14 protein-coding genes are annotated in these 16,567 nt (G+C 36.7%); 5 read left to right on the top strand and 9 right to left on the bottom strand.

The features are described 5' to 3' along the window. Positions 1-11: 11 nt before the first annotated feature. From MHH70_RS16925 to MHH70_RS16915, 3 genes are read right to left on the bottom strand one after another with little or no spacing between them, the layout of a single operon-like run. Positions 12-2,009, bottom strand: coding sequence for an AarF/UbiB family protein (locus tag MHH70_RS16925; protein WP_342472066.1), 1,998 nt, complete (start codon positions 2,007-2,009; stop codon positions 12-14). A 12-nt stretch (positions 2,010-2,021) separates the two neighbouring features. Then, positions 2,022-2,456: an OsmC family protein gene (locus tag MHH70_RS16920; RefSeq protein ID WP_107943164.1), complete on the bottom strand. Its 435-nt coding sequence runs from the start codon at positions 2,454-2,456 to the stop codon at positions 2,022-2,024. Between the two features lie 43 nt (positions 2,457-2,499). Next, a complete protein-coding gene (locus tag MHH70_RS16915; RefSeq protein WP_342472065.1) occupies positions 2,500-3,252 on the bottom strand; it encodes a metallophosphoesterase family protein in 753 nt (250 codons plus the stop codon). 143 nt (positions 3,253-3,395) lie between these two features. Here MHH70_RS16915 and MHH70_RS16910 point away from each other — a divergent pair, with 143 nt between their 5' ends. From MHH70_RS16910 to MHH70_RS16900, 3 genes are read left to right on the top strand one after another with little or no spacing between them, the layout of a single operon-like run. Continuing rightward, positions 3,396-4,856 carry a spore germination protein gene (locus MHH70_RS16910; protein WP_107943165.1) on the top strand — a complete coding sequence of 487 codons (1,461 nt, stop codon included), beginning with the start codon at positions 3,396-3,398 and terminating at the stop codon, positions 4,854-4,856. Between the two features lie 30 nt (positions 4,857-4,886). Further along, positions 4,887-5,966 (top strand): GerAB/ArcD/ProY family transporter, encoded by a 1,080-nt coding sequence (locus MHH70_RS16905; protein WP_342472064.1) that lies wholly within the window; start codon positions 4,887-4,889, stop codon positions 5,964-5,966. Next, a complete protein-coding gene (locus MHH70_RS16900) occupies positions 5,963-7,057 on the top strand; it encodes a Ger(x)C family spore germination protein (protein ID WP_342472063.1) in 1,095 nt (364 codons plus the stop codon). The genes MHH70_RS16905 and MHH70_RS16900 overlap by 4 nt, the downstream gene beginning before the upstream one ends. 138 nt (positions 7,058-7,195) lie before the next feature. Here MHH70_RS16900 and MHH70_RS16895 read toward each other — a convergent pair whose 3' ends face one another. Further along, a complete protein-coding gene (locus MHH70_RS16895) occupies positions 7,196-7,903 on the bottom strand; it encodes a 3D domain-containing protein (protein ID WP_342472062.1) in 708 nt (235 codons plus the stop codon). Positions 7,904-8,050: 147 nt separating this feature from the next. On the opposite strand from MHH70_RS16895, the gene MHH70_RS16890 reads away from it, so the two are divergent. After that, positions 8,051-9,103, top strand: a complete 1,053-nt coding sequence (locus MHH70_RS16890; RefSeq protein ID WP_342472061.1) for a glycosyltransferase family 2 protein — start codon at positions 8,051-8,053, stop codon at positions 9,101-9,103. 66 nt (positions 9,104-9,169) lie between these two features. Here MHH70_RS16890 and MHH70_RS16885 read toward each other — a convergent pair whose 3' ends face one another. Together MHH70_RS16885 and MHH70_RS16880 are read right to left on the bottom strand one after the other, a co-directional pair. Further along, the gene (locus MHH70_RS16885) at positions 9,170-9,505 is read right to left on the bottom strand and encodes an S-Ena type endospore appendage (RefSeq protein WP_342472060.1); all 336 of its coding nucleotides are present in this window, start codon (positions 9,503-9,505) and stop codon (positions 9,170-9,172) included. A gap of 202 nt (positions 9,506-9,707) precedes the next feature. Further along, positions 9,708-10,049: an S-Ena type endospore appendage gene (locus MHH70_RS16880; RefSeq protein ID WP_342473226.1), complete on the bottom strand. Its 342-nt coding sequence runs from the start codon at positions 10,047-10,049 to the stop codon at positions 9,708-9,710. 692 nt (positions 10,050-10,741) lie between these two features. Between MHH70_RS16880 and MHH70_RS16875 the strand changes: the two genes are divergently transcribed. Beyond that, complete coding sequence (locus MHH70_RS16875) at positions 10,742-11,527, top strand: hypothetical protein (protein ID WP_342472059.1); 786 nt, start codon at positions 10,742-10,744, stop codon at positions 11,525-11,527. Between the two features lie 65 nt (positions 11,528-11,592). Here the strand turns inward: MHH70_RS16875 and MHH70_RS16870 are convergent, their stop codons facing one another. The 3 genes from MHH70_RS16870 to MHH70_RS16860 are packed head-to-tail and all read right to left on the bottom strand — an operon-like array spanning position 11,593 to position 16,468. After that, positions 11,593-14,376, bottom strand: coding sequence for an ATP-binding protein (locus MHH70_RS16870; protein ID WP_342472058.1), 2,784 nt, complete (start codon positions 14,374-14,376; stop codon positions 11,593-11,595). 52 nt (positions 14,377-14,428) lie between these two features. Beyond that, entirely contained in the window at positions 14,429-14,794 is a 366-nt protein-coding gene (locus MHH70_RS16865) for a response regulator (RefSeq protein ID WP_066166719.1), read from the bottom strand. A 30-nt stretch (positions 14,795-14,824) separates the two neighbouring features. Then, positions 14,825-16,468 (bottom strand): diguanylate cyclase, encoded by a 1,644-nt coding sequence (locus MHH70_RS16860; protein WP_342472057.1) that lies wholly within the window; start codon positions 16,466-16,468, stop codon positions 14,825-14,827. Positions 16,469-16,567 lie beyond the last annotated feature (99 nt).

Raw genomic sequence — 16,567 nt, 5'->3', positions numbered from 1 at the left:
GGATACGTTTTTTAAGTACGCTTCATATCGCGAATCGCTTGAATTGATAAACGAACAAGTAAAATAGCACATAAAAATAAGCCGACATAAGCAACTGTATTTAGATAAATTGCGTAAGCAGTATGCATAAATTGAGAAATTGCTAATAGTGCTACCGAAATTAAGCCGAACGTAATGCCGACAAATAACAACACAAAGCGAGAAAATAATTGTGTTACAAACATAGCATTATGCTTATCTGAAAAGACATCGTGATGTAAAATAATTTTACCACTCTCTACTTTTTTAAAAAGTTGATTCATGCGACGTGGAATTTTTCGAATTGCTGGTAAAATGAGCGCTAACTCTTCCTCCAAGTATTTTTTCGTCGTTAGTGGCTCTTTAAATGGACGTTTCATTGCCGCTTGAATATAATGGCTAGAAAATGCCCTTGCTTCTTGGAAAATGTCGAAATTCGGGTCGATTGTATGAAGCGTGCCATCCAATGTTACAAGCGCACGTAATGCGGTGCTGACAGATGGATAAAAATGAAGCCCAAACTCCCGTGCAATGGAGAAAATTGAATAAATAAGCTCATCTGTTTGTACAGTTTCTGTATATGAAATTTTTAGCAATACTTGCCCAATTGCCTGCTCCATCTCTTCTTGATCGACTTCTGCTGCATTTTCAACTAATTCCGCAACCCCTTCATAGACAACACTTGCGTCATTTAATGCAATCCCAATTAAAAATTGCTTTAATCCGTCCTGTTGCTTCGCAGCCAGTCGCCCAACAGCTCCAAAGTCTAACAGCGTCATCATCCCTGTACGTTTTGCAATATAAATATTGCCTGGATGAGGGTCTGCATGAAAAATACCTGAAATTAATGCCTGCTCCAAAAAGCTGTTGAATAAGTTTTGAGCAAATTGATGACGATTTATTTGAAACTGCTCATACACTTCATCAGCGACTGCTACCGACTTACCATCAATATACTCCATCACTAAAATATTAGCATTACTATAATGTGTATAAATGCGAGGTATATGCACCTTATCAGCGCTAGCACGAAGTACATTCGCTACTTGCTGGGTGTTACGTGCTTCAATTTGAAAGTCAATTTCCTCCATAAGTGAAGCAGCAAAACCAATCGCTAAATCGCGAAATCCTAGATTTTCTGCCCATACCGACTTACTCGAAACCCACTGTGCAAATTCTACTAAAATGCTCAAGTCATCACGCATGATTTCTTTCACATCGGGACGCAATAGCTTTACTGCTACTTGCTCATTTGTTGCACGCAGCACAGCCTTATGAACTTGTCCAATCGATGCGGCCGCAAGAGGCTCCTCGCTAAAATATGAAAATACTTCTTCAACAGGCTGCGTTAAATTTGCCTGCAACACTTCATTTACTTGCTCTGCTGTTAAGGGGCGTACATTTTGCTGTAGCTTTTCAAGCTCATCAATAAAAACCGGTGAAAATAATTCCTTGCGTGTCGATAAAACCTGTCCGAATTTAATAAAAATGCCGCCACATTGCTCTAATGTGTCACGCAATGCAATCGCTAACTCACGATCATTATCTCGGTTACGTGCATACTTGACAGTGCGCGTAATGCCGTTTGTTACAGCAATTTGTACTACTTGTCGGAGGCGCTTTTGTCTTCGCCATTGTTGAATAATACGCATAATGAAGGATTTTCTATCTGTCATGCGCGCACCATTTTCATCAATAGCAATAGGGTCAAATAGCTCAAATAGCAAATAAAATAACATAGAAAGCAGAAGCATGCTACCAACCCATAGCAATGTAGCAATATTCATGACGTTTTGCATCACGTCACCCATTAAATAGTCCGTATCACGAACATAAGTGTACCAAAAGACAAATGTGGTTAAAATAACGCTTAATACAACGGATAATATACGGCGAAATAAATTAACCTGTGAACCAATCAACCGTCCACTAAGAAAAAATATAACGATGGAAAATAATACGACTTGTCCGATAAATTGTAGACCGTTCATCCTCTTCTCCCCTTACGCTATAGTCAATTGTACCAATACTTCCACATTGCCTCTTATTGCTTTACTAATCATACAAGTAGATTCAGCTTTTAATGCTAACCGTTCTGCCATCACTTTATTTTTTTCAGTGCTGTCAGCAAGCTGTATCGTTAAATTATGAATAATTTGCTTATATGTAAAGACGCCATTTGTCACATCTACGATGCCCTCTGATTGCATGTTTAAATTTGCTTCAATGCCCGTTCTTTCAAGCATTGCAGCAAGCGAAATAATATAGCATGTAGCTGCTGCCCCTAGCAACATTTCATCGGGATTTGTTCCGATGCCTGGTCCATCCATTTCAGGAGGAATCGAAATCTGTGTAGATAAACGCTCAGCCTGTAAAGTGCCAACTGCATTTCTCCCTCCGTCCCATCTTGTTTGTAACAAAAATGTATGATGCATCATTTATCCTCCCTTATTATTATTTTAGATTTTCTGGAACAATTACTTAATAAGATGTTGCTGGCAGAGTTTTAGTTTCTGTTACAACACTATTTTCTGAAATAGAATGAATGATAACTTCGTCCGTCCCCTTTGTCAGGACAATTCCATTTAGTTGACCATCCTTTAGGATGACACCACCATCAAGACCTATTTTTTTCCCACATGGGGAAATCCACAACTCCCCTGTGCCACTGTTATTCAAATAAGGCGTTGGTGTATGCCCAAATACAACGGTCTCTTTTGCTAAATGTGGTGTATGATGGAATTTTTCGCGAATCCATATGAAATCACGTGGCTCTGTTTGTGCTGCATCCTCTTTTTCTGGATCAATGCCACCATGTACAAAAAAGTATTTATCCCATTGGTGAAATAATGGCAATGCATCCATCCACTCCAGTAGCTCAGCATAATATTTTATAATACAACTTGCTATTTCTTCAGGCGTATTTGCATTCCATTCTGGTTGCTGTAAGCTAGCAAGTGTAGCCGTTCCCCCTATATTATTTCCTAGGTAATGTGCCCATTCTGGTTCTGCCAACCATTTTAAAAATAAGCGCTCATGATTACCTGTTAAGGCAATAGCTCCTTGTTCTGTCAATGCCTTCACTTTCTTCAAAACAGCTAAACTTTCTTTTCCTCGGTCTATATAATCTCCTAAAAAAATGAGTTGTTCCTCCTTCGGTCGCCAAAACGTCAATAATTTTTCTAAACGATTATAGTGACCATGTATATCTGCTATGACAAATACCTTTTCCATTTTTACCTTATCAACACCTTTATAACTAGTTTATGTATGCGTTCTATCATTACCGCCTTCAAATCATCGGCAAATTCTCTATTTATTCTCGTATACAACTCATATAAACAGTCTAAACTATGATAATCAAGAAGGAAAGGCGAATGATATTTGTGAAAATTATAATTCGAACTTCATCTGCTAAATGGCTCAAGAAAATTAATACAAAATATAGCCCTAACGCACAATATACTTTACAGCTCTTACATCTTCTATCCGACAATTCAAATGATATAATTTTCCAAAAAAAACAAACAAGTGAAGGGTTTGTAACAATTATTTATTCAAGCTCTCTTGTAGAGAAAATGACGCTACAAGCAGTTGTGCTTGTGCCGCTCTCGCATTCAATTTATCAAATTTATCAAACGGCAGAGCCAATACACTTTAAGCAAATCGCTGCACTTGAGCAAAAAATTAATGCGGGCAATACTATCTTATATTTTCATGAAACGCAGCAATATTTAGCATTAGACACATATAGCGCACCTATTCGCGCCATTACAAATACAGAAATCGAATCGACTGTGATTGGCCCACAAGACTCTTTTACAGAATCATTAGAAACAAATATTTCACTTATTCGACGTCGTATTCGAAGTCATTTATTAAAAAATGAAAGTATGTATCTTAGCAGTAATAAGCAATATCAAGTGTCCATTATGTATATTGATAATATCGTTAACAAAAAGTTGCTAAGGAAACTGAAAAAGCGCCTTCAGCACGTGAATCCAACATCACTATTAGATACCGCTATGCTGAAGCAGCTAATTGAGGATAATCCATTTTCCCCCTTTCCACAATATTATATGAGCGTGCGACCAGATACTATTGCACATTATTTATTAGACGGTCGAATTGCACTTTTAATAAACAATAGCCAAACCGTTATCGTATGCCCTACATCATTTTTCGAAATGTTTACGAGCATTGAGGATTATTATAATCGTTGGACAACTGCTACATTACTTCGTTCTTTACGCTTTTTCGGCTTTTTTTTAACAATAATGATTACGCCAACGTATATATCAGCATTGACCTTTCACCCGGATTTATTGCCATATGAGCTATTGCTAAACTTGCAGGAATCTAGAAGTAAAGTACCCTTTCCACCATTATTCGAAGTATTATTTATCGAATTAATTATAGAAGTCCTGCGAGAGGCTGGTTCACGAATGCCTGCGAAAGTTGGACAAACAATCGGTATTGTTGGTGGTATCGTTATCGGAACAGCGGCTGTTGAAGCAGGATTAATTAGTAATATTTTAATTGTACTCGTTGCAACATCAGCGTTACTATCCTTTTTGCCTCCTACTTTTATAATGAGTAACACAAGTCGATTAGTACGTTATTTCTTTATTATTGCCGCGGGTTGCTTCGGCTTATTTGGGCAAATGCTTGTTTTTGTTTGGCTTTTCATCCATTTATTACGCATCCGCTCTTTAGGAGAACCTTATATGGCTCCTTTTATCCCACGTAAATGGACAGATTTATTGAACAGTGTCATTCGCTTTCCAATGGCTTTTTTAAAACATCGAATGGGTATATCCAAAAGCCAAAAAAGCTAATGTATTTACGAAAATGAGGATGAAAAAAATATGAGGTCAACACAAAAGAAAGTATTAACTAAAGTGCATGTACTGTTTTTAGTACAAAGTTGTTTAATTGGAACAGGGATATTACAGCTGCCTCAAAAATTAAGTTCCATGGGCTATAGCCAAGCATTTATGCCGATTTTATTCAGCATCATTGCTACCATTACTTTATGGCCCATGATATTGCTTAACTCTAAATTTCCAACTAACAATTTATTTCAAATAAATGAAATTTTATTAGGGAAAATAATCGGTAAATTTTTTAATTTTTTACTCGTTCTATTATTCACCATTATTTGTATAGATTCTATAAGTAGCTATATGCTATTAATTCAAAGCACTGCATTACCTGAGCAAACGATTACTCTACCTGTTATTTGTTTTTTGGCACTGCTTGTTTATTTAGTTAGAGGTGGTATTTTTGCCATTGCTCGTTTTTCAATTTTGACATTCTTTATAACGATTCCGATGGTTTTATTCACAAAATGGGCTATACAAAAAGGAGAGTTTAGTCATTTTTTTCCTTTGTTTAATTTCACATTCCAAGAGTTTTACGAGGCGACTAAAAACGGCTATTTATCTTTTTTAGGTTATGAGCTTATTTTGTTTTACTATCCGTTTATTATTCAGCAGAAAAGTGCCTTTAAATATGCAACAATCGGTATTTGGATATCTGGTGTTTTAATGCTGATTACGACAGGTGTGAGCGTTATGTATTTTTCTGAATGGCAATTAAGCAATATTGAATTTGCTGTTTTAAATATTTTTAAGGCTGGGGAATATTCCTTTATTGAGCGCATTGATATTATCGGAATGACGCTTTGGATTTTCTTAGTTTATTCCACTGTCGCTTTATATTTATGGGCAGCAAATGAGGGCTTTAAATCACTTATTTTTGCGAAATCTCAAATCCATTTATATATTTTAGTAATTGCCATCTTCATTGCGCTTATAATACCTCTTTCACAGCACTTGAAGGAAAAAATATTTACAATTAATAACTATATATTATATTTATTACTGCTTTGGCCGATTTTTTTATCCATCATCTATTTTTTCAGAAAAAAGCAGGTGCAGCAATGAAAAATAGATTACTTCTTATTTTCCTTTTGTTATTTGTCACTGGGTGCTCTGAGCAAGAGAAGAAAATTCCAATTGAAGAAGTAGATATGATTGGGATTATGGCATTTGATTATGTTGACGAAAAAACAAAAAAGCTCACTGTCGCGATTCCGCAATATTCACCAGACGCTAAAAAAGACACGAAAATACTTTCTACTGAAACCGATTTAGTAACTCAAGGTATCGTCAAAATCGAAGCTTCTTCTGATCGTAAAGTTGTCTTAAACCAGCTTCGTGTTATTTTAGTCAGTGAAGAGTTTGCTCGCAAAGGGCAGGTCAAAACAGTAATTGAGCATATTTATCGCGATGCAGAAGTGGGTAATAAAGCATTAATTGCTGTTGTAAAAGACCGCGCAGAGGACGTTCTTTATGCAGAATATTCAGATAAGCCAAATATAAATTTTTATTTAAACGATTTGCTACTACCTAGTCTTAATACAGCCTTTAATCCAAATACTAATATTCATGATTTTATTTATGGTACGACAAATACGACAAAGGACGCTTCCGCCCCATATCTTGAGCTACTTGGTGATAGAATTGAAATAGCAAATATCGCATTATTTAAGGATGATGTTATGGTAGACACCATCCCCCCAGATGAAGCAATCTTTATCCAGGCGTTACAAGGTAGAAAAAATCTTGCACCACTTTTAATTAATATACATGATGATACAAAAGTATTGCTAAATCTTGTTAAAAGCAAAAGCAAAATTGAAAGCAATAAAGATAGAAATTATCCAAAGCTTACTATTCATTTAGAAGTAAAGGCAACCTTAAGTGAATACAGTATTAAAGATATAGAAAAATTAAATTCATGGAAAGAAGTCAGTGACTTAGAAAAATCAATTAATCAACAATTGGAGAAGGATATTAAAGCATTTATAGAAAATATAAATAAAAAACAAGTCGACCCAATTGGTTTAAGTGAATATTTCCGTAAATATACACATGGCAAATGGACACGCGAAATGACAGATGAAATACTAGATAAATTAGAAGTAGACATTCATGTAAAAACAATTATTGTTAGTACAGGGACACTAAAGTAAAAACGTAGGGAGTAACGACATAGAAAGCAGCATTTTCCCTTTTAAAAAACCATGCATTTTTCTAAGTAGCAAATATTTCAATCAAATAGCAAAAAGGTTATCTGAAAGCATGCTAGCGCACTGCTTTCAGATAACCTTTTAATTTAAAACTTTAATTTTCACTTTTTTTACTCCCCATTGCATTGCATTCTCATATTCAGGGATAAAGACGTCAATTTTATGCCCTTTAATCGCGCCTCCTGTATCACCTGCAATTGCCTCTCCATAGCCCTCTACCCATACCTTTGTTCCAAGCGGAATTACCCTTGGGTCAACGGCAATTACTTTTTGATTTGGATTTGCGCGTAAATCAATGCCATAAGCTGTTGTTCCTGAACAGCCTTTACAATAAGCTGTATATGCAGTTGCGGTCACGACCATTTCGTCACCTTGCTGTTGCTCAAATACTTCTGTATTTTGTACTGGATTATTCGGTGGTGTAGCGGGCGTTGTAGCTACGACTTTTTCCTCATAGGTAGTAGCAGACTCGTCCCCATCATTATAAATCGTCAACTGGTCTCCCGGGAAAATTAGTGTATTTGTAACACCGTTCCATGCCATTAAGGAATTAAGTGAGACGCCGTATTTTAATGCTATACGGTATAAATTATCTCCTTCTACAACTGTGTATGTGGTCGTTTCATCTTCCTGTAATTCCTCAATATTTAATGCGTCCCATGCGTGAATGCTGTAGTCATCAAATAAATGATCGCTTATAGGCAATGGAATAGCCGCCATTGGCGATATTGCTGCTATATTAAACAAAAACGACAACACTAAACTAATTACTGCTAGTTTGTATTTCAAAACAATGCTCCTCCTTTATGGATGCTATGAATTTTCAGTTAGTGTTGCCGCATATAAATAAAAATAAACATTTTTTCTCAAATTTGATTATTTATTTGGGTTTTCTTACAAAAAGGAGGACATATCGACATTACAATTAGCTTATGTATGATTGTAAAAAACGAGGAAGCGGTGCTTGCTCGATGTCTTGATTCAATTAAAGCAGCTGTTGATGAAATTAACATTATTGATACAGGCTCCACAGACGCAACAAAAAGCATTGCCGCAAAATATACTTCTCGAATTTTCGATTTTCAATGGATTCATCATTTTGCAGCAGCGCGAAATTTCTCCTTTCAGCAGGCGACAAAGGATTATATTTTATGGCTTGATGCGGACGACATTATCACAAATGAAGAGCTGGTCAAATTGCAACATTTAAAATTGACGCTCTCTCCTACTGTTGATGCTGTCTCAATGCATTATCACCTCAACTTTGATACAGAAGGAAATGTCACCTACTCACTGAGACGTAATCGGCTTGTAAGAAGACAGCGGCAATTTCAATGGATTGGTGCAGTACATGAATATTTAGCAGTGGATGGCACAATCATTCATAGCGATATTGCCATATCGCATCAGCCATTAAGCCGCGATGCTTCGCGCAATCTAGCTATTTATGAGCGATTGCTTACTGCTGGAGAAGGATTTTCAACGCGCGACCTTTATTATTATGCGAATGAGCTTAAAGACCACAGGCAATATGAAAAAGCAATATCGTTCTACGAACAGTTTTTAGCAACAGAGCAGGGCTGGGTAGAAGATTGTATACAAGCCTGCTTTAAAATGGCTGATTGCTACAGCGCTTTACAAAACGAAAAACGTGCAATCCAATCAATTACTAGAAGTCTCACATTTGATTCACCACGCCCAGAGGCTTGCTGTCGCTTCGGTTTTTATTTTATGGAGCAGCATAAAAATCAGCAGGCAATTTATTGGTATGAGCAGGCACTCACTATAAAGGAGCCTAGTCATACACCATTCCGCAATCACATTTTTACAACATGGCTCCCCCATTTACAGCTCTGTGTACTGTATGATCGTTTACAGCAATATGAGCTCGCTTATGAACATCATATACAGGCAAAAAGCTTTTATCCAACGCATCCTCAAATACTTCATAACGAACAGTATTTTCAGCAGCTCTTTCCTGAACGATAATAGAAAATTTAATTAGGCTATTGAAAAAAACAGAGATAACTCTGCTTTCCCAATAGCCTTGAATATTTAGAAATTATAATTTAAAGAATATGAAATTTTCACATTAGCTACTGAAGCAGCCGTACCTGCTAATTGAATATCCGCAATATTATTTGCCGTTATTGATATAGAATTACCAGGAGTAATTGGGGGAATTGCTGGTGTTGCAGGGCTACTTGTAACTGTTAGTGTAACATCTTCTGTTGATGAGCTTGCGTTTTCCACTAAAATTGTGCCATTAATCGCGAAAGGCGTGGAATTCTCCCATACTGTAACTGCTGTCTCATCAGTTAATGTTAAGTCTTGACATACAGAATCATGGACACTTGTTTTACTACCGCAACAGCTTCCTAATTTCGCCATATTCTCACCTCCTTTTCTAAGCAATGAAAGCTTGGCATATAGATAGCTAGATTTTTGACGGAGTCCGCCTTCAAAATCTATGCTATTTGCCAAAAGCTTTATCCTGACCCAAAAGAGACCTTGTAATTTCAAGAGCTGAATCAGGATAAAATCATAGCTAGTATATGTGTCAGTGATTATGAAGCATTGGTCAACCGAACTACTAAAGGTAAATCTCTTGTAACTTCTTTGCTGTTATCGTTAATTCAATTGTGCTATTAGCCTGTGCTTTGATTTCTATTGCTTTCATATTGTGTAAGGTGAATGCTTTACATGTTTTATCTATTGTAACAATAGTAATAGCTCCTCCTCGCTTATAGAGCTTTAATTCAAGGGGTTGTTCCGTATGAACATTTAAGGTTACGGTATTATCTAAATTATGCATATTATTTATCCATGAAAAACTAGGCTTTCCTTCTGGATTGCCTGAAATTGTTGTGCAGATTTTTGTTTGTACAGCGCTGTTACATACGTAACTATCATAAATATGGAAACAAACTGGCATACAATAAAAGCAATTCAAATCGACAATAATCCTCTGTTTAGTGCGAACAAGCTTTTTTTGACAACAGCAAGGGAAAAGGATTTCAAGTATGGCACACTGACCATTTTCTATGACAGCAATTAATGAAAAAAACGCGAAATAAACGGACAGTTTTGTGAAAATCCTACAACTGTTAAAGGCTGACCATTTTCACCTAATAATATAAATGGTCGCCCCTTTTCTATTTTGGTCATGTCCATGCATTGCCCCTCCCCCCGTTTTCACTGCATTTTTTATAGTTTATGGAACACTTTTTAGGAAATATAGTTTTTTGTCCGTCCATTAATCAAATAAGGAGAATAAGTTAACATAGAGTGTCCAAAAAGCCATACGTACCCAGAATTTTGGGCGTTGGCAATGATACTTTAGCAAAAAATTTACTTAGAGCTTTCTTTGGAAACGTGAGAAACAAATAGTTTAGCCGTGTTTCTCACAAATTAAAATGAAGTAACGAAAACTAAAATTGCATAGTATTTGCAAAACAAGACAGTTTTTTAGATAGCTTCTCTCTGTATTCATTTTATCGCCTATAGAGAGAATGATTTCTACACCTATCACCTTGCTATCAGTATAAAAACATGTGCTCCTGCGCTTACTCGTCGTAAAAAAATTTGCTGAAAGAAATTGAAATATGCTAGAAAGGAGGAAAATTGATGGAAATACAAAATTGTAAAAAATGCGCTTCAAAAAATTGTAATTGCAACCGTCCCTTAGGTTGCAAAGGGGTCACCGGAGCTACCGGACCTACCGGGGAAACTGGCGCTACTGGAGCCACTGGGCCTACCGGAGAAGCTGGTGCTACTGGACCTACTGGACCTACCGGAGAAACTGGCGCTACTGGAGCCACTGGGCCTACCGGAGAAGCTGGTGCTACTGGAGCCACTGGACCTACTGGGGAAGCTGGCGCTACTGGAGCCACTGGGCCTACCGGAGAAATTGGCGCTACTGGAGCCACTGGGCCTGCTTTTACCGAGGGATTCTCAGCCTTTAAACCCTCATTAATAACAACTGGCTCAACTGTTATTACAAACTGGACAGTTTCCGCTCCTTATTACACAACAGCAGGCTTTAATGCGACATCAGGCGTCTTTACAGTGCCTACAACTGGAAAATATGCCTTTGCTGCTACGCTTAATTATTCGACAACTGCAACGATTAGTTTATCTTTAGGTAGTGGCATCAACCCTGCATTTTATCTTCGTCGAAATGGTTCTAGCAATGTAATTAGTGGATTGTTTCCATTGTTAAACGTGTCAGTCACTTTACTAACATTGCGTGCTATTTTAGGAAACGGTACAGTCACACTCGCTGGGGATTTATTGTTAAATGCAGGCGATACAATTGATTTATATTATGAGGCAAGTGGTTTAACAATTGGTTTAAATTTAGGAGGTGTCAACTCTGCAGGTATGGTATGGTCTTGTCATCGCATTGCTTAATCAAAAAGCGGCTATCGGGAAAATATGCGAATGCCTACATTTCCCGATAGCGCTAAAATTCATTTTTAATCTTGCTTTGGGAAGAGGATGCCTCCCCTATTTTCATGAGATATTAAAAACGGTACAAGCGCTTTTGATATTTCCTCTGGTGGATAAGGCTTTGTTAAATATTTTTCCACCTTATATTTCGCTACTAATTCCTGCGCTTCATCTAGTGCGGAAGAAATAACAATTGGTATTTTGCTTGTTTGCTCTGTTTCCTTTAATTGCTGAATTAATTCCCATCCACTCATATCATCACTTAACATTAAATCAACAATGATACCGATGAATGGTGTGCTTAACGCTTCTGTATATGCCTTTTGCGGGTCATTATGGTAAATAACAGTAAAGCCTTTACTTTTTAATTCCTCAGATAATAGTAAAGCTAAGCTAGAATCGTCCTCAACAAGCATGACATTTGCACCTTGTGATAGCAATAAATGGGATTGCTCATCTATCATGCTCTCATGCTCGTTTTCTAGAGGTAGTGTAAAGTAAACTATCGTACCTTGCCCTTCCTCGGATTCAATCCAAATATCACCGTTATGCATCAAAATGATTTCACGACAAATTGCTAGGCCAAGCCCAGTTCCTCCAATTTTACGTCTAGCACTATTATCAATCCGTTTAAACTTTTGGAATAACTGTGAAACATCTTCTTTTGCAATGCCAATTCCTTCATCTTGTACACCCACTTGCAGCATTTGTCCTTTATTTTCGAGTGTAATCATTACATTGCCACCATTCGGTGAAAACTTAATGGCATTGCTAATAATATTTACAAATACTTGAATTAGCCGTTCTTCATCTGCCTTCACCATAATAGCACGTGCTTTATCAATTAATTGGATATGATGTTTTTTTTCGTGGCGAAAACGATTAATGACATCCATAACAATCTCATTTACTTGCAAGGGCTTCATCATGTATTGCTGTCTACCAGATTCCATCCGTTGCAAATCAAGGAAGTCATTAATTAAATTTGTTAAACGCTGAGCCTCTTTATGAATGGTTTCTACATATTTTTGTTGACGCTCAGGCTTTAATGTTTTTGTTAGCAGTAGCTCTGTAAAGCCAAGCACACTCGAAAGTGGTGTACGCAATTCATGACTCACTGTGCTGACAAGCTCAGATTTCATTTTATCAATCTCGTATTCACGCGTAATATCACGATGAACAAAAATTGTCCCTAGTTTTTCAGCACCTTCAAATAAGCATGTAGCATATACTTCGATGAATGTTTCCTGTTCTGTTGAAATAGAGTAACGTAGTTTGCGTGTATGCTTGAAGCTTTCCTCAATTGCCTTTTCAAAAAACGCACGCAAATCATCTGGCTCTTTGCTAAATGATTCAAAGTGGCTTAGCCACACCTTTTTGGCAGTTAACTGCGTATTTAGTGCTGATTGCATTTGCGTCATTTGTGCAAAGGCACGGTTAATTAACACGATATCACCTGCGCTTGAAACGAGCTGCAAGCCTTCATTAATCGTTTCGATAATATTTTTATTTAATTGTCTTGAGCGCTCTACTTCCTCATACATTAATATGCGGTCAAAGGCAATCGATACACGCTTTAACAAACCATTTAGTCCACTTTGTTCCTCCGCTAAAAAAGCATGTCCTTCTCGTGTCGCCATTAATATTGCGACAAGCTTGCCTTGTGCATTTAAAATGGATGAATATAAGTCATAGACATAATATGGCTCCTGTGCTATACCGCGCTCTCCCGCTGCTACTTCCCGCTTTATAACAAAGAAACCTTCCTGCTCAAGGCGCATAAGCTTATTGCTGTCTAAATGCTGCATTAGATTAGTAGCAAACTCAATGCTAAGCCCCTTCATTGCATGAACATCGCCCTCAAGCCAAGTTAAAATGCTCGTATCAAATTGATAAATATCATTTAGATAATCATGCAAATTGTTAATCAGTTGCTGCTTATCTAACGTAAATGTTAATGCATGATTAAGCTGATTATATTTTTCAAGCTGATTTAACGAATGCTGTAGCTGCAATTGATTTCCCTGCAACTCATCCTGCTGCATTAATAATTCTTCATTTTGTGTCGTTAGCTCTTCTTCCTTATCCTGAATGGATAAAGTCATATTGACGAAGGCATTTGCTAAAATACCTAATTCATCGTCCATTTTCTCCAAATCTTTCGTATCGAAGGATTGTCCAAGAGCAAACGCATTTGTTGCAATCGTTAGCTGCTCAATTGGTCGAATTAAATTATCGAGCAGCCTTCTCACAATAAAGCTTATGAGTAGCACAATTAAAACGCTAACAAGAAGTGATAAAGCTGCAGAACTTTGCCCATAGCCAATATTTTTTTCAAATAGGTCATCTAATTCCTTATCTGTTTTTTCTTTATATTCGTTGGTGAGATTAATTACTCTAGCAACAACAACATTCATTCGGTCATTCGAGAGCGTTCGTAAAGACTCATAATCCACTTTTTCTACATAGGAAACAGCCTCTGGTAATATATCATCTTGATAAATAAGCAAATAATTCATCAGCTCCTGATAAAGCTCTTGCTCTTCAAACGTTAGCTCCATCGTTGCAAATTGTTGGAGTTGTTGGTCAATTTCCGTTAAATCAGCATATGCTTGCTGTAAATATTGCTCGTTTTTATAGGCAAAATACCCTCGCGCTTGAAAAAAAGCATCCTTATACGTTTCAGTTAAAGAATCTACGATGACTGTTTTCTCTACGAGCAGCCTCTGTTCTTTTTCTAAACTTTTATTGCGTTCATTCATATAAAAGTAAAGTACAGCAATTAGCAGCAAAAAAAGGCTTGCTATCAAAAGCAGCTTTCTAAAAAAACGACTACGTATATTTTTCCTAAATAACAGCTTGTCATTGACCATTTAAAATATCCTCGACGACTTCCATTAACTTCACTGGACTAAATGGCTTTGACATAAAGTAATCCACCCCTTTTTCAAACACCTTTTGGCGATCCTCCTCCTGCGATTTAGCAGTCAGCATTAATATTGGTAGATTAGCCTTTATTTGTGCAGGTAAGCGTTCAATTACTTCAATGCCTGTAACATGTGGCATCATATAATCTAAAATCATTAAATCATAATGCTCTTGTGTCACTCTTTCTAACGCTTCCTGCCCATTCTCTGCTTCTTCAATTTCATACCCCATATCCTCTAGCGTATCGCGAATAAGCATACGCAAAATTTCCTCATCATCAACTACTAAAACTCTTGCCATCATCATACCTCCTTCTAGCAGCTTCTTTTTCTATCCTTTGCTGCCTTTAAAAATACGTTCTGCTAAATGTAATATACGTGATGATACATCAGCAATTTGGAATGGCTTACGAATATAGTCATCTGCACCATTTTTAAAAGCTTCTAATACATACGTTTCCCCAATTCGCCCTGTCAACATGGAAACGATAACTTCCTTTGAGCTATAATTTGCCCTGATTTCTTTTAATACCTCAATCCCACTCATATTCGGTAGCATCCAATCTAATAAAATTACATATTTGTAGTTCGGGTCATACCAGCTTGATTGTAAAAATTCAAGCCCATCACCATATGTAGCTACTTCGATAATTGTTTCGCCGCTTGTTACGAGCCCTTCAAAATGCTTTGCGATTATATCGCGAATAATGTAAACATCATCAATGACAATGACTTTAATTTTTTCAGATTTTTTCATATCGATAATTGAATGGTCGAACAAAACAACGCAATTTCTCCCCGCTTCCTTTGCTGAATAAAGCGCGTGGTCTGCTGCCTCTAGTAATTTCTTTTCATGCTTATAATTTGGGCCCACTGTCATCATACCTGAAGAAAATGTTACATGAAAAACGGTATTATTTGCTGTAAAAGCCCTCTTTTCCATTGCTTGACGTACTTTTTCAACGAGCCTGTAGCCTTCCTCAACTGTCGTCTTCGGCATTAATAAAACAAATTCCTCTCCACCGTAGCGACAGAACACATCATGCTCCCTCTTCAATTCCTTTACGAGCGCTGCAAAGCCCCTTAACACTTCATCCCCAACTAAATGTCCATAAGTGTCATTTACTTTTTTAAAATAATCTAAATCAAGAATGGCAATCGTAAATACTTCTTTCATTCTCTCGTATTGCTGAATTAACATTTTTAATTGGCTTTCAAAATATTTTCGATTATACACTTGTGTTAATTCATCAATGACAATGGCATATTCAAGCTCTTTTCTATAAGCTAGACGATTCGTCACATATGCGAGCAAAACATCTTCATCAATCGGCTTAGCAACGAAATCCATTGCACCTAGCTCAAACGCTTTAATTCGATTTTCCTTGCTATGATGACTGCTCATAATTGCAATAAATGTGCGGTCTTTTTTGATTTTTTTAATATTATTTAAAATAGAGAAGCCATCTATATCTGGTAACATAATGTCTAAAAAGACGATGGCAGGCTGTAACTCATAAATTAACTCAATTCCACGCTTGCCATTATGAGCAATCATCACTGAAAAACCTTTTTCCTCTAAAATATTTTTTAAATAAGAAATAAACACCATATCATCATCAACAATTAATATAAACTCTTTTGTTATACCACTCGTCACAAGGTTTAATGATGTTTCCTTTATTTCTTGTGAAGGATTATTCGTTTCATAAAATGAAAGAGCTTCAATTAGCGGACTTAAATAAAATGTCCACTCGCGCTTTCCCCATTCCTTCTCACTCGTATCATTAAGATTTACCAGCTTGTCAGTAGCGATTATCGTTAGCTCATTTAATCCAACTGAGCCAGCAGTTCCTTTTAACATATGTAAAAAAGAATATATTTCTTTTTCTATAATGGAGTCTGCCTTAGCCCATTTTTGAAATTTTTCGCGCATGCGTTGATACATCATTTGCTGGTATTTCTCTGCTCCCATTGTCAAACTCTCCAATCAACATAATCTTGTGTAAAGTATATCGCATTGCTATGAAAAAGATAGTTGATTTAATGAACAAATTATATATTTTCATTGGAT

The organism is Metasolibacillus sp. FSL H7-0170 (assembly GCF_038593115.1).
Taxonomy (GTDB): domain Bacteria; phylum Bacillota; class Bacilli; order Bacillales_A; family Planococcaceae; genus Metasolibacillus; species Metasolibacillus fluoroglycofenilyticus.
This window is presented reverse-complemented; position numbering and strand designations above follow the sequence as displayed.